Below are 12,908 nucleotides of genomic sequence, written 5' to 3'. Positions count from 1 at the left end.
GACCCCGACCGCGCCGGACCGTCAACCCTGATCCGGGCCGGCGGTCAGGCGCTGCTGATCGACTGCGGGCGCGGGGTGTTGCAGCGCCTGGCCGCCGCCGGGGCGTCGGCCAACACGCTGTCGGCGCTGCTGCTCACCCACTTGCACAGTGACCACATCGCCGACCTCGGTGACCTGCTGATCACCCGGTGGGTCACCACGTTTACACCCGACCCCGCGCCCGCAGTCGATCAGCAGCGCCTGACCGCCGGCCCGGATCAGGGTTGACGGTCCGGCGCGGTCGGGGTCGGGGATCGGGCTTCCGGTGCCCAGCAGGGTGATCTCGATCGTCATGACGTCACATATGCCACAGATCGCCGCTCCGCGGTGGACGATCGGCCAAGTTTCAAGATCGCCTCCCCGCGTCCGGAAAATGGCCTAGCCTGGTGTGAAGCAGATCACTGCGGCGGGAGGCGTCAATGCGCATCGCGGATGTATTGCGGAACAAGGGCGCGGCGGTGGTGACCATCCATCCGGATGCCACCGTCATGGAGTTGCTGGCGGGTTTGGCCGAGCACAACATCGGCGCCATGGTGGTGATGGGACCCGACGGTCTGGAGGGGGTGGCCTCCGAGCGGGATGTGGTACGCCAGTTGCACGTCCACGGTGCCAGCCTGCTGGCGCGGCCGGTGTCGGCGATCATGACCCGATTGGTGGCGACCTGCACCAAATCCGACACCGCCGACGAGGTCAGCATGCTGATGACCGAGCACAGGGCGCGCCACATCCCGGTGCTCGAAGACGGCCGGCTGGCCGGGATCGTGAGCATCGGCGACGTGGTGAAGTCGCGGATGGAGGAGCTGCAGGCCGAGCGCGCGCAGCTGCGCTCCTACATCAGCCAGGGGTAGCGGCGAACGCCACGCCGGAGCCGCCGGTCGTGGCGGGGTGCTGCCTGGGTTAGCGGTCGCCGCCCGCGGTAGGGCTCAACTCCACGCGTAGTCGCTGCGCAGCCGGGCGGCCACCACCTCGAACACCGTGCGTTCCAGGATGGCGCCTTCGCGCCGGATCGACTCCTCGGGGACGTCGAGCACGCGGTCCAGCCGTACCCAGCTGAGCCGGCGGCCTTCATCCCAGCTGCCCGCGCCGATCCCCAGCCAGTTGGCGTCTTCGGCGTGACGCGGCTGGCTGGACAACATCAGTCCCAGCAGCATGCTGCGGTCCCGTCCGACAACCAACACCGGCCGGTCCTTGCCCTGATCCGGATCGTCCTCGTAGGCCACCCAGGTCCAGACGATCTCGCCCGGGTCGGCGCGGCCGTTGAGGTCAGGGGCGTAGACCAGGCGGCGGGCACGGTGCGCGGTGGGGACGCTGCTGTTGGTGACCGGTCGGCCCGCCGGGATCGCCGGGGAGGCAACGGACCCTGCGCTGCTGAGGACCTCCAGGCCGATCTTGATGCCCTGCTCGATGCCGCGTTGGATGCGCTGCTGCACCAGCGGCGCCTGCTCGAGTTGGCGGATGAACCGTGGGGCTTCGTTGAACACCAAGTTCTCCGCGAAACGCTGCACCGTCTGCCACGGGGTCTTCCGTGGGGAAGCCATGATCGCAGCATAGGCGAAGTGTGCTTCGACGCGGACGTGCTGCGTCGTCAGCAGCACTACGGCCGCCAAATTTTATTGACGTAAACGTCAACACTGCGCACCGGGAATCTGTACGAAAACTGATGTGCCACTTGTATTGTCCCCAGAACGGCATCGGCGTACGGTCGGAGAATATTCGTTAATACGGGGGGGGCTTCTAAACGGAGGGGCGTAGCGGCTCGCGAGAGTTAGTCCGCCGCGATCATGCCCTGACAAGGGGAGGGGCCATGGTTGTTTCATCCAGCGTGCGACGTGTCGCTCTCCTGCGTGCGCCCACGGCTTAGCAGGAGGTATATGGGTTGCGCAATTATCCCGGGTTCTGCCCGCAACGATATTGGTGAAAACGACGCGGCCCCTTGGCTTTCCGTCGCGAAGGGGTAATTCTCCGGCCGCAAGAGACAAGCAGTAGACATCTGAAAGGCATTGAGCATGAACACGCGCAAACTCGGTGTGGTCGGCGGCTTCACCGCCGGTGCGGCATTCGCATTGGCGCCCCTGGCAGCTGCCGACACCGACCCGTTGGCCCCCGTCGTGGCCAGCGAGGTGCAGTCGATGAATTTTCTGTTCGTAACCGACACCGTCCTAGGGGGTGTCCCCGGGAGCGCGCTCACCGAGGGGCCGCAGGGCTTCGCGATCATTAAGCCGGAGGCCGTATCGACGGTTCAGGACAATGGCTCGACGATGTTCGATCACCTGGTCTACGGACTCAACCCGTCGCTCGCCGGGCTCGCCTCCGACCCGGGCGCCTACAGCGTCTTCAACGGCGCGGTGGTCGCCTACGACGACGGCCTCAACTCGCTGATGTACGCGCTGGCGAACAACGGTGCTGTGCTCGATTGGGACAGCGGTGACCTGTTCGGCGGGGCCAGCGCGATGGAGATTGCCAACGGGGCCGCCAGCGGATGGGAAGAGTCCGGGTTGTACTTCCAGGCCAGCCTGGCCGACTTGTTGGGCTACCTCGGCGTCTTCGTGCCCTAGCCGTCCCTGAGAACCGAATGCCGGGGAGCGCACTTCCGGGGATTCGCCTTGCCGCCCGGCACGTCCCGGCGTTAACTTAGTGTTTTGGTGGGTGCGTCGCTCTTGCTGCGGGTTTGCAGCTGCATGTGAGCCGATCGTCCGGCCCCAAGGCGTGACCCAGGCTGCTTTTCGACGTGCCGATGATCCAACACACAGCACTTCCTGTAAGTGTCGGAGTTGCCCTTAACAAGGCGAGCTGTTAGGTTTTCATCAGCTTTCAGCGACGTGCTGGGGGACATCCGACGGCCGGCCTGGCTGGCGGAGGACATCGGGAAAGGCTATTGAGCATGAGCATTCGCAAGATCGGGGTAATCGGCAGCTTCGCGGCCGGTGCAGCCCTCGCATTGGCCCCGCTGGCGGCCGCCGACGACGACACGACCGAGTTCAACTGGAGCGGCATCGTCAACAGCCAGCACCAGTCGATGAACTGGCTCTTCAACACCGGTGCTGCCCTTACGGGCGCCAAGGAAGACGTCCTCCCGCCCACCGAAACCTACCCGTTCGCGACCATCACCCACGACAACTTGCTGGAGCAGGCGGCGTTCGGCCAGCTGATCTATGGCGTGAACTGGGAAGACGAGATGTCGTCAGGCGCCTCCGGCTCCTACAACCTGCTCAACGGCGCGCTGATGGAGTTCAACAACGGCAGCAACACCCTCCTGTGGGCGCTGATGAACGACGGCGAAAACCTCGACTGGGACAGCGGTGCGCTGTTCGGCGGGAGCGCCGCGGAGGCCATCGCCGCTGCTGCTGCCGAATCCGGCGACGGCTGGGGGCAGGCCAGTGACTACTTCGAGCTCGGTTTCAACGACATCCTGGGCTACTTCGGCATGGACTCGATCGACGCCTAAATCGTCGTAGGAACGCAAACCCCCGGAGGCTGCGCCCTCCGGGGGTTTCGTTTTGTTGCCCCGGCCTCGCTACCCTGACTAGACAGCAAGCCACCCGCTCACCAGGAGATTCCCATCAGCAGCTTCGCCGACCAGACCTTCACCGCGCCGGCGCAGATACGGAACTTCTGCATCATCGCCCACATCGACCACGGCAAGTCCACCCTGGCCGACCGGATGTTGCAGCTGACCGGCGTCGTCGACGACCGGTCGATGCGCGCCCAGTACCTGGACCGGATGGACATCGAGCGCGAGCGCGGCATCACCATCAAGGCGCAGAACGTCCGGTTGCCGTGGGAAACCAACGGCCAAAAACATGTCCTGCACCTGATCGACACCCCCGGCCACGTCGACTTCACCTACGAGGTGTCCCGGGCGCTGGAGGCCTGCGAGGGCGCCATCCTGCTGGTCGACGCCGCCCAGGGCATCGAAGCCCAGACCCTGGCCAACTTGTACCTGGCGCTGGACCGCGACCTGACCATCATCCCGGTGCTCAACAAGATCGACCTGCCCGCCGCGGATCCGGAGCGCTACGCCGCCGAGCTGGCTCACATCATCGGCTGCGAACCCGAGGATGTGCTGAAGGTCTCCGGCAAGACCGGCGAAGGCGTGGCCGAGCTGCTCGACGAAGTCGTCAGGCAGGTGCCGCCGCCCACCGGCGACGCCGACGCGCCCACCCGGGCGATGATCTTCGACTCCGTCTACGACATCTACCGCGGCGTGGTCACCTACGTCCGCGTCGTCGACGGCCGGATCACCCCGCGCGAGAAGATCGCGATGATGTCCACCGGCGCCACCCACGAGCTGCTCGAAGTCGGCATCGTCTCACCGGAGCCGAAAGCCACCCAGGGTCTCGGGGTCGGCGAGGTCGGCTACCTGATCACCGGGGTGAAGGATGTGCGCCAATCCAAGGTCGGCGACACCGTCACCACCGCGCGGGCCGGCGCCACCGAGGCGCTCACCGGCTATCGCGAACCCAAGCCCATGGTCTACTCCGGGCTGTATCCGGTGGACGGATCCGATTACCCGAATCTGCGTGATGCCCTGGACAAGCTGCAGCTCAACGACGCCGCGCTGACCTACGAACCGGAGACGTCGGTGGCGCTGGGCTTCGGCTTCCGGTGCGGCTTTTTGGGTCTGCTGCACATGGAGATCACCCGCGAACGCCTGGAACGCGAATTCGACCTGGACCTGATCTCCACCTCGCCCAACGTCGTCTACCGGGTGATCAAAGAAGGAAAAGGCGGCGAGGCCGACGAAATCATCGTCACCAACCCGTCGGACTGGCCGGAAGGCAAGGTCCGCAACGTCTTTGAACCCGTCGTCAAGACCACCATCATCGCGCCCAGCGAGTTCGTCGGCGCCATCATGGAGCTGTGCCAGTCCCGGCGCGGCGAGCTCGGTGGGATGGACTACCTCTCGCCGGAACGGGTCGAGCTGCGCTACACGATGCCGTTGGGCGAGATCATCTTCGACTTCTTCGACTCGCTGAAATCGCGCACCCGCGGCTACGCCAGCCTGGACTACGAGGAAGCCGGCGAGCAGGAGGCCGATCTGGTCAAGGTCGACATCCTGCTGCAAGGCGAGGCGGTGGACGCCTTCAGTGCGATCGTGCACAAGGACTCGGCGTCGGCCTACGGCAACAAGATGACGACCAAGCTCAAGGAGCTGATCCCGCGCCAGCAGTTCGAGGTGCCGGTGCAGGCCGCGATCGGCTCGAAAATCATTGCCCGGGAAAACATTCGGGCCATCCGCAAGGACGTGCTGTCCAAGTGCTACGGCGGTGACATCACCCGTAAGCGCAAGCTGCTGGAAAAGCAGAAGGAAGGCAAGAAGCGGATGAAGACCATTGGCCGCGTCGATGTGCCGCAGGAGGCGTTCGTTGCGGCACTGTCCACCGATAGCGGCGCTGCCGCCGGGGAGAAGGCTAAAAAGTAGTGGCCGCCCGGGCCGGAAGAACCGCTGCCGCAGCGGCGGCGCTCGTGCTGTTGGTCAGCGGGTGCACCACGGTGGTCTCCGGAACCGTCAGGCCGGCACCGGGACTGGCGCCCACCCCGGTCACCGGAATGGCAGTCCGGCAGGTGCTGCTCGACGACGCCGAGCTGTCGAAGCTGGCCGGTCAGCCCTTCCGCAGCGACCCCAACCTGCCGCCGCGGTTCGGTGGCATCGATGATCTGCCCGATGCCTGGGACGAGGCGGCCCCGGAAGACTGTGTCGGCGCCGCGGTGGGCGGACAGAAGAGCGTCTACGGCGCGGCCGGCGTACAAGATGTCGCCCACGAATTCTGGGACAGCACCTCCGCCGCCGACGACTCGCCGCTGACCGGAGTGGGTGAGGCGGTGATCGCACTGGCCACCGCTTCCGACGCCGACGCGCTGTTCGCGAAGTTCTCGCAGCAGTGGGGCCACTGCGACGGGGTCACGGTGGTCCGAAACGGTGAGGGCAGCGACGCCAGCGGCGAGATCACCGACGTCTCCATCACCGACACGGTGCTCACCGCCACCGTGCGGACCACCGTGGACGGTGAGGTGGGCTTGCGGGTGACGCGGGCGCTGGCGGCGCGGGTGAACTGCCTCGTCGACGTCGACGTGTTCTGGTTCGTCGGCGAGGACGACCACGCCGACGCCCCACCGCCGGGGGACACCACCGCCGCCGACCTGGCGCGGGCGATGCTGGACAAGATCCGCGGCCTCAGCGGTTAATTCCTGGCCGAACGTGAAGATGGCTTCACGGTGGACAGCGAACGTGAAGTCACCTTCACGCTGGGCCGCGCCGGTGATGGCCCGTCAGTTGGGGGCGTTCGCCGGCTGGAACCCCCCGGTGGAGTCGGCCTCCTCCTCGGCGCGGATCACGTGCACGACGGCGTTGATCAGCGCCAGGTGGGTGAACGCCTGCGGGAAGTTGCCCAGGTGCCGGCCGGTGCGGGGCTCGATCTCCTCGGCGTAGAGGTGCAGCGGGCTGGCGAAGGAGAGCAGCCGCTCACACAGATGCTTGGCCTGGCTGACCTCGCCGATCTCCACCAGCGCCGAGACCAACCAGAACGAGCAGATGGTGAAGGTGCCCTCGGTGCCCGACAGTCCGTCGTCGGTCTCCTCGGTGCGGTAGCGCAGCACCAGACCGTCCTCGGTGAGTTCCTCGGCGATCGCCATCACGGTGGCGCGCACCCGCGGATCGTCGGCCGGCAGGAACCGGGTGAGCACCACCAGCAGCAGCGAGGCGTCCAGCGCATCGCTGCCGTAGCTCTGGGTCAGCACGCCGCGGGAATCCACCCCATTGGCCAGCACGTCGGCCTTGATCTCCTCGGCGATCGCCCGCCACTGCCGGGCATACGACACTTCGCCCTGCAGCTCGGCCAGCTTCGAGCCGCGATCCAGCGCCACCCAACACATCACCTTCGATGAGGTGAAGTGCTGCGGTTCACCGCGGACTTCCCAGATGCCGCGATCAGGCTCGCGCCAGTGCTCGATCGCCTCTTCCACCTGACGCTTGAGCACCGGCCACAGGGTTTCGGGGATCTGCTCGCGGGACTTGGCGTGCAGGTAGACCGAGTCCAGCATGGTGCCCCAGATGTCGTGCTGACGCTGGTTGTAGGCGCCGTTGCCGATCCGCACCGGGCGGGCGTTGTCGTAGCCGGACAGGTGCTCGAGTTCCTCTTCGGCCAGTTCGTGTTCGCCGCCCACGCCGTACATCACCTGCAGTGGACGCTGCTGGCCGTTGTTGGCGCCGGACACGTCGGCGATGAACGAGAAGAAGTCGTCGGCCTCGCGGTCCAGCCCGAGCGTGTAGAGGCCCCACAGTGCGAACGTCGAATCCCGCACCCAGGCGTAGCGGTAATCCCAGTTGCGTTCGCCCTGCGGAGTTTCCGGCAGCGACGTGGTCGCTGCGGCCAGCAGCGCGCCGGTCGGCGAATAGGTCAGCCCCTTGAGCGTCAGCGCGCTGCGCTGCAGATAGACCCGCCACGGATGGTCGGGGAAGTTGCCGATGTTGATCCACTGTCGCCAACACTCGGTGGTATTCCACATTTTGTCGGCGGCTTCGGCGTAGGTCTGCGGCGCGGGGTGTTTGGACCAGCTCAACGCCACGAAGACGTCGTCGCCCTCGGTCAGCCGGGTGCGGGCTCGCGCCTCGCGGCCTTCCAGGCCCAGCCGCAGATTCGTCGTCAACCGCAGTGTCGGGTGGGCGTCCGGGTCTTGGCGGGCTCGCGCGATCGCTTCGCCGTAGGCGTTGGACGAGTATTCCCAGGTGGCGCTGGTGCGGTGATAGTCGAACGCCGGCTCGCAGCTCATGGTCAACTCGACGGTGCCGCTGACGCAGCGCACAGTGCGCAGCAGGATGTGCTCGGCGTCCCAGTCGGTGGGCGTGCGCCGGTGGGTCTGGGACCGCGCCTCGATGTCGTGCCACTTGCCCATCACCAGTGCGTCACGCACGATCAGCCAGCCGGTGTGGGTCTGCCAGGTGGTCTCCATGATCGGACTGCCGGGAAGGTAGCGCCGCGCGGCGGGCACCGAAACCCCGTACGGCCCGAGCCGAAAGTGCCCCGCGCCGCGGTCCAGGATGGAACCGAAGACGCTGGGGGAGTCGGGCCGCGGCACGCACATCCACTCCACCGAGCCGGCCGCTGAGATCAGGCAGTTGGTTTCGCAATCCGACAGGAACGCGTAGTCAGCGATCGGGGGAAACGAGTTGCGGACCTGGCCCGGCGCCGCCGAATAGGGCACCGGTGCGGTGGCCGACAGCGGCGGGGTCACCCTGGCGGCGACGCGGACGTCCGAGGCTGGTGCAGTGACTTCGGGGGCGGTCTTGTCGGGTGCATCGCCCGGCGGGGTGTGCAGGACCATTCCGACATCATCTCTGGCGGCTTGGCGCACGTCCACCTGACCCGCCGCCTCCTGGTTTCGGCTGGCGTCAGGCATCGGTCGATGGCGGCCGACCCGCTGCGCCCGGCTCCGCCGTGCTTGCGATCGCCACGGTGCCGATGGCGCCGACCCGCTGCGATCGCCGCTAAAGTGGGCGAGATGGTTGGCTTCCTGAGCTGGTGGGACGGCGTGGAGCTGTGGCTGTCGGGGCTCGGTTTCGTGGTCCAGACCGCGGTGGTGATGCCGGTGGTGCTGGCGCTGGCCTACGGCCTGGCGGTGGTGCTGGACGCTGCGCTGGGGCAGGGCATCCGGGTGCTCGAACGCGTCCGGCACGACGACGGCGGGGCACGCTAGATGCCGCGCTCGCAGGTGACGTTGATTCTGGTCGGTTTGATCGTGTTGGTGATCGTCAGCTGGCTGTTGACCCGCTGAACCGCGGGGTTTATGCCGCGGTTCCAGCTTCGGCTCTCCTCCGTCGAGCCTCGCTGAACCGCGGGGTTTATGCCGCGGTTCCAGCTTCGGCTCTCCTCCGTCGCTGAACCGCGGGTTCTGTTACGCTTCCCGGCATGCTCGCAGCGTCCGGTAATGGAGAGTGCCACGTCTTGGCCCTCATTGCCGTGGGAAATTGCGCTGTGGCCGACGTGCACTGTTGTCGCTGAACACCCGCCCGTCGCCGCCTTGATGTCGTAATGCCCGGCAGGTCATCCATGGGGCAACCATCTCCGCGAAGCGACAGGACCGAATCTGCTCAGCCTGCACTGAAAGGTCATCAATGCTTCACACCGTCAGAGGCGCCGCCCTGGCGCTGACCGCTGTTTTGATCGCCGGCTGCGGCGGGGGGCCCAGCGACGTGGTCGGTGGTGCCGAGCGGTCCGATGCACACACCACCCTGACGCTGGTGGCCTACGCGGTTCCCGAACCCGGCTGGAGCAAGGTGATCCCGGCGTTCTACGGCACCGAGGAGGGTGCCGACGTGCAGGTCGTCACTTCTTACGGCGCTTCGGGGGACCAGTCCCGCGGCGTCGCCAACGGCAAACCGGCCGACATCGTGAATTTCTCGGTGGAGCCCGACATCACCCGGCTGGTCAAGGCCGGCAAGGTGGCCGAGGACTGGAATGCCGACGTCACCAAAGGCATCCCGTTCGGTTCGGTGGTCACCCTGGTGGTGCGGCAGGGCAATCCCAAGCACATCAAGGACTGGGACGACCTGTTGGCCCCCGGCGTCGAGGTGATCACCCCCAGCCCACTGAGCTCCGGATCGGCCAAGTGGAATCTGCTGGCTCCCTACGCCGTCAAGAGCCAGGGCGGCAAGGATCCGCAGGCCGGCCTGGATTTCGTCGACAAGCTGGTCAGTGATCACGTCAAGCTGCGCCCGGGCTCCGGGCGAGAGGCCACCGACGTGTTCCTGCAGGGCAGCGGCGACGTGCTGATCAGCTACGAGAACGAGGCGATCGCCGTCGAGCGCAAGGGCAAACCGGTGGAGCATGTGAACCCGGCGCAGACCTTCAAGATCGAGAACCCGCTGGCGGTGGTGTCCTCCAGCCGGCACCTCGAGGCCGTCACCGCGTTCAAGAACTTCCAGTACACGACCGTGGCGCAACGCCTGTGGGCGCAGGCGGGCTTCCGTCCGGCCGACCCGGGCATCGCGGCCGAGTTCCGCGAGGAGTTCCCGGCGCCGGACAAGCTCTGGACGATCGCGGATCTGGGCGGGTGGGACGTCGTTGACACCGGCCTGTTCGACAAGGAAAACGGCACCATCACCAAGATCTACACCCGGGTCACCGGATGACGGCGATCGTGGTCAGCGAGGCGACCCGGCCCGGCGAGGGTGGGCCGCCGGTGCATGCCGGGTTCCGGCGCGAAGGCGTCTCACTGCGGGTCGGTGCCGCGGTGGTCTGGCTGTCGCTGATCGTGCTGGCGCCGCTGGCCGCGATCGCCTGGCAGGCCGCCGGCGGCGGTTGGCAGGCGTTCCGCCTGGCGGTCACCTCGCACGCCGCGCTGGAGTCCTTCCGCGTGACGTTGACGATCGCGGCCGGCGTCACCGTGGTCAACCTGGTGTTCGGCCTGCTGATCGCTTGGGTGCTGGTGCGTGACGATTTCGTCGGTAAGCGCTTCATCGACGTGATCATCGACCTGCCGTTCGCGTTGCCCACCATCGTCGCCAGTCTGGTGATGCTGGCGTTGTACGGTCCGGCCAGCCCGGTGCACGTGCATCTGCAGCACACCGCCGCCGGCGTCGGCCTAGCGCTGGCGTTTGTCACGCTGCCGTTCGTGGTGCGCGCCGTGCAACCGGTGCTGCTGGAGATCGATCGGGAGGTCGAGGAAGCCGCGGCGTCGCTGGGCGCCTCCGGCGCGACGATCTTTCGCACGGTGGTGCTGCCGTCGCTGACCCCGGCGCTGCTGACCGGTGCGGGCCTGGCGTTCTCCCGGGCAATCGGCGAGTTCGGTTCGGTGGTGCTGATCGGCGGGGCGGTGCCCGGCAAGACCGAGGTCTCCTCACAGTGGATCCGCACTTTGATCGAGAACGACGACCGCACCGGTGCCGCAGCGATCTCCCTGGTGCTGCTCGGAATTTCGTTCCTGGTGCTGCTGGCGCTGCGGGTGCTGGGCGCGCGGGTGACCAAGCGGCAGGAGCGGTCGGCATGACTCCGTCGCGCAAAGTCCGTTACCTCATCCGGTTCGTGGCGCTGGCTTACATCAGCCTGCTGTTGATCGTTCCGGTGTCGTTGATCCTGTGGCGCAGTTTCGCCCCCGGATTCGGGCAGTTCTTCGCCTACATCTCCACCCCGGCGGCCATCTCGGCGTTGCAGCTGTCGCTGCTGGTGGTGGCGATTGTGGTGCCGCTGAACGTCATCTTCGGTATCCCGACGGCACTGGTGCTGGCCCGCAACAAGTTCCGCGGCAAGGGCGCACTGCAGGCGATCATCGACCTGCCGTTCGCGGTGTCGCCGGTGATCGTCGGTGTCGCGCTGATCGTGCTGTGGGGCTCGGCCGGGTTGCTGGGCTTCGTGGAGAACGACTGGGGTCTCAAGATCATTTTCGGCCTGCCGGGCATCGTGCTGGCCAGCATCTTCGTGACGCTGCCGTTCGTCATCCGGGAAGTCGAACCGGTGCTGCACGAACTGGGCACCGACATGGAGGAAGCGGCAGCGACGCTGGGTTCGAGTTGGTGGCAGACGTTCTGGCGGATCACGCTGCCGTCGATCCGGTGGGGCCTGACGTACGGGATCGTGCTGACCGTGGCGCGCACCCTCGGCGAGTACGGCGCTGTGCTGATCGTCTCGTCGAACCTGCCCGGCAAGTCCCAGACGCTGACGCTGCTGGTCTCCGACCGTTACAACCGCGGCGCTGAATACGGCGCCTACGCCTTGTCCACACTGCTGATGACGGTGTCGGTACTGGTGTTGATCGTTCAGGTGGTGCTCGACATGCGGCGTGCCGGAAAGGGGAGCAGATGAGCCACGCGATCACCGTGCGCGGAGCCAACAAGCGCTACGGAGACTTCGTCGCCCTCGACAACGTCGACTTCGCGGTGCCGTCCGGTTCGCTCACCGCGCTGCTCGGCCCCAGCGGTTCGGGCAAGTCGACCCTGCTGCGGGCGATCGCCGGCCTGGATCACCCCGACAGCGGCACCGTCACCATCAACGGTGTCGACGTCACCGGGGTTCCGCCGCAGCGGCGCGGCATCGGCTTCGTGTTCCAGCATTACGCAGCGTTCAAACACATGACGGTGCGCGACAACGTGGCGTTTGGGCTCAAGATCCGCAAGCGGCCCAAGTCCGAGGTCAAGGAGAAGGTGGACAACCTGCTGGAAGTGGTGGGACTCAGCGGTTTTCAGACCCGCTACCCCAACCAGCTCTCCGGCGGGCAGCGGCAGCGGATGGCGTTGGCGCGGGCGCTGGCGGTGGATCCGCAGGTGCTGCTGCTCGACGAGCCGTTCGGCGCCCTGGATGCGAAGGTCCGCGAGGATCTGCGGGCCTGGCTGCGCCGCCTGCATGACGAGGTGAACGTCACCACGGTGCTGGTCACCCACGACCAGGCGGAGGCGCTGGACGTCGCCGACCGGATCGCCGTGCTCAATCAGGGCCGCATCGAGCAGCTCGGCACCCCGACCGAGGTCTATGACGCCCCGGCGAACGCCTTCGTGATGTCGTTTCTCGGCGCGGTGTCCTCGCTCAACGGCACCCTGGTGCGCCCGCACGACATCCGGGTCGGACGCACCCCCGAGATGGCGGTGGCCAACATCGACGGCACCGCCGAGTCCACCGGGGTGTTGCGCGCCGTGGTCGACCGGGTGGTGGCCTTGGGCTTCGAGGTGCGGGTGGAACTGACCAACGCCGCGACCAAGGTGCCGTTCACCGCGCAGATCACCCGAGGCGACGCCGAGGCGCTCGCGTTGGCCGAAGGCGACACGGTCTATGTGCGGGCGACCCGGGTGCCACCGCTGAAGGAAGTGCCCGTCACGGACGCACCGATGCCTGCTTAGCGCCGGAATTGCGCTGAGGCAGCGACAATCGCCGAATCAGCGG

13 protein-coding genes and 1 pseudogene are annotated in these 12,908 nt (G+C 66.9%); 12 read left to right on the top strand and 2 right to left on the bottom strand.

Annotated features, from left to right (window positions below):
- Nucleotides 1-222 (top strand): annotated as a pseudogene (locus A5694_RS13500) (MBL fold metallo-hydrolase); the annotation flags it as partial.
- 236 nt (nucleotides 223-458) lie between these two features.
- Nucleotides 459-887, top strand: a complete 429-nt coding sequence (locus A5694_RS13495) for a CBS domain-containing protein (RefSeq protein WP_064922341.1) — start codon at nucleotides 459-461, stop codon at nucleotides 885-887.
- Between the two features lie 75 nt (nucleotides 888-962).
- On the opposite strand, the gene A5694_RS13490 is transcribed toward A5694_RS13495, so the two are convergent.
- Nucleotides 963-1,577, bottom strand: a complete 615-nt coding sequence (locus A5694_RS13490; protein WP_064922347.1) for a type II toxin-antitoxin system PemK/MazF family toxin — start codon at nucleotides 1,575-1,577, stop codon at nucleotides 963-965.
- Nucleotides 1,578-2,045: 468 nt separating this feature from the next.
- Between A5694_RS13490 and A5694_RS13485 the strand changes: the two genes are divergently transcribed.
- The 4 genes from A5694_RS13485 (at nucleotide 2,046) to A5694_RS13465 (ending at nucleotide 6,225) form a co-directional block, all read left to right on the top strand.
- A complete protein-coding gene (locus tag A5694_RS13485) occupies nucleotides 2,046-2,594 on the top strand; it encodes a hypothetical protein (RefSeq protein WP_064922340.1) in 549 nt (182 codons plus the stop codon).
- 326 nt (nucleotides 2,595-2,920) lie between these two features.
- Nucleotides 2,921-3,484, top strand: coding sequence for a hypothetical protein (locus A5694_RS13480; RefSeq protein WP_064922339.1), 564 nt, complete (start codon nucleotides 2,921-2,923; stop codon nucleotides 3,482-3,484).
- 108 nt (nucleotides 3,485-3,592) lie between these two features.
- A complete protein-coding gene (gene lepA, locus A5694_RS13470; protein WP_082952656.1) occupies nucleotides 3,593-5,461 on the top strand; it encodes a translation elongation factor 4 in 1,869 nt (622 codons plus the stop codon).
- Nucleotides 5,461-6,225 carry a sensor domain-containing protein gene (locus A5694_RS13465; protein ID WP_064922336.1) on the top strand — a complete coding sequence of 255 codons (765 nt, stop codon included), beginning with the start codon at nucleotides 5,461-5,463 and terminating at the stop codon, nucleotides 6,223-6,225. The genes lepA and A5694_RS13465 overlap by 1 nt, the downstream gene beginning before the upstream one ends.
- An 84-nt stretch (nucleotides 6,226-6,309) precedes the next feature.
- Here the strand turns inward: A5694_RS13465 and A5694_RS13460 are convergent, their stop codons facing one another.
- A complete protein-coding gene (locus A5694_RS13460) occupies nucleotides 6,310-8,271 on the bottom strand; it encodes a glycoside hydrolase family 15 protein (protein WP_109535685.1) in 1,962 nt (653 codons plus the stop codon).
- Nucleotides 8,272-8,538: 267 nt separating this feature from the next.
- Here A5694_RS13460 and A5694_RS13455 point away from each other — a divergent pair, with 267 nt between their 5' ends.
- From A5694_RS13455 to A5694_RS13435, 6 genes are all read left to right on the top strand, one after another.
- Nucleotides 8,539-8,733, top strand: coding sequence for a hypothetical protein (locus A5694_RS13455; protein ID WP_064922345.1), 195 nt, complete (start codon nucleotides 8,539-8,541; stop codon nucleotides 8,731-8,733).
- Between the two features lie 212 nt (nucleotides 8,734-8,945).
- Nucleotides 8,946-9,038, top strand: a complete 93-nt coding sequence (locus A5694_RS25280; RefSeq protein ID WP_419179703.1) for an Ms4533A family Cys-rich leader peptide — start codon at nucleotides 8,946-8,948, stop codon at nucleotides 9,036-9,038.
- A gap of 113 nt (nucleotides 9,039-9,151) precedes the next feature.
- Entirely contained in the window at nucleotides 9,152-10,168 is a 1,017-nt protein-coding gene (locus A5694_RS13450; protein WP_064922335.1) for an extracellular solute-binding protein, read from the top strand.
- On the top strand, nucleotides 10,165-11,025 hold the full coding sequence (cysT, locus tag A5694_RS13445; RefSeq protein WP_064922334.1) for a sulfate ABC transporter permease subunit CysT: 861 nt from the start codon (nucleotides 10,165-10,167) through the stop codon (nucleotides 11,023-11,025). The genes A5694_RS13450 and cysT overlap by 4 nt, the downstream gene beginning before the upstream one ends.
- Nucleotides 11,022-11,837, top strand: coding sequence for a sulfate ABC transporter permease subunit CysW (gene cysW, locus A5694_RS13440; protein ID WP_064922333.1), 816 nt, complete (start codon nucleotides 11,022-11,024; stop codon nucleotides 11,835-11,837). Before cysT ends, cysW begins: the two co-directional genes overlap by 4 nt.
- Entirely contained in the window at nucleotides 11,834-12,865 is a 1,032-nt protein-coding gene (locus tag A5694_RS13435; RefSeq protein WP_064922332.1) for a sulfate/molybdate ABC transporter ATP-binding protein, read from the top strand. The genes cysW and A5694_RS13435 overlap by 4 nt, the downstream gene beginning before the upstream one ends.
- Nucleotides 12,866-12,908: the final 43 nt, after the last annotated feature.

It is taken from the genome of Mycolicibacter sinensis (genome assembly GCF_001667945.1).
Taxonomy (GTDB): domain Bacteria; phylum Actinomycetota; class Actinomycetes; order Mycobacteriales; family Mycobacteriaceae; genus Mycobacterium; species Mycobacterium sinense_B.
The sequence above is the reverse complement of the archived record's forward strand: the minus strand, read 5'-3'. Positions and strand labels throughout refer to the sequence as shown.

Coding starts and splice junctions, on each gene's coding strand:
- A5694_RS13435 (WP_064922332.1), top strand. CDS start 11,834: ATGAGCCACGCGATCACCGTGCGCGGAGCCAACAAGCGCTACGGAGAC.
- A5694_RS25280 (WP_419179703.1), top strand. CDS start 8,946: ATGCTCGCAGCGTCCGGTAATGGAGAGTGCCACGTCTTGGCCCTCATT.
- A5694_RS13490 (WP_064922347.1), bottom strand. CDS start 1,577: ATGGCTTCCCCACGGAAGACCCCGTGGCAGACGGTGCAGCGTTTCGCG.
- A5694_RS13455 (WP_064922345.1), top strand. CDS start 8,539: ATGGTTGGCTTCCTGAGCTGGTGGGACGGCGTGGAGCTGTGGCTGTCG.
- A5694_RS13485 (WP_064922340.1), top strand. CDS start 2,046: ATGAACACGCGCAAACTCGGTGTGGTCGGCGGCTTCACCGCCGGTGCG.
- cysW (WP_064922333.1), top strand. CDS start 11,022: ATGACTCCGTCGCGCAAAGTCCGTTACCTCATCCGGTTCGTGGCGCTG.
- A5694_RS13495 (WP_064922341.1), top strand. CDS start 459: ATGCGCATCGCGGATGTATTGCGGAACAAGGGCGCGGCGGTGGTGACC.
- cysT (WP_064922334.1), top strand. CDS start 10,165: ATGACGGCGATCGTGGTCAGCGAGGCGACCCGGCCCGGCGAGGGTGGG.
- A5694_RS13450 (WP_064922335.1), top strand. CDS start 9,152: ATGCTTCACACCGTCAGAGGCGCCGCCCTGGCGCTGACCGCTGTTTTG.
- A5694_RS13480 (WP_064922339.1), top strand. CDS start 2,921: ATGAGCATTCGCAAGATCGGGGTAATCGGCAGCTTCGCGGCCGGTGCA.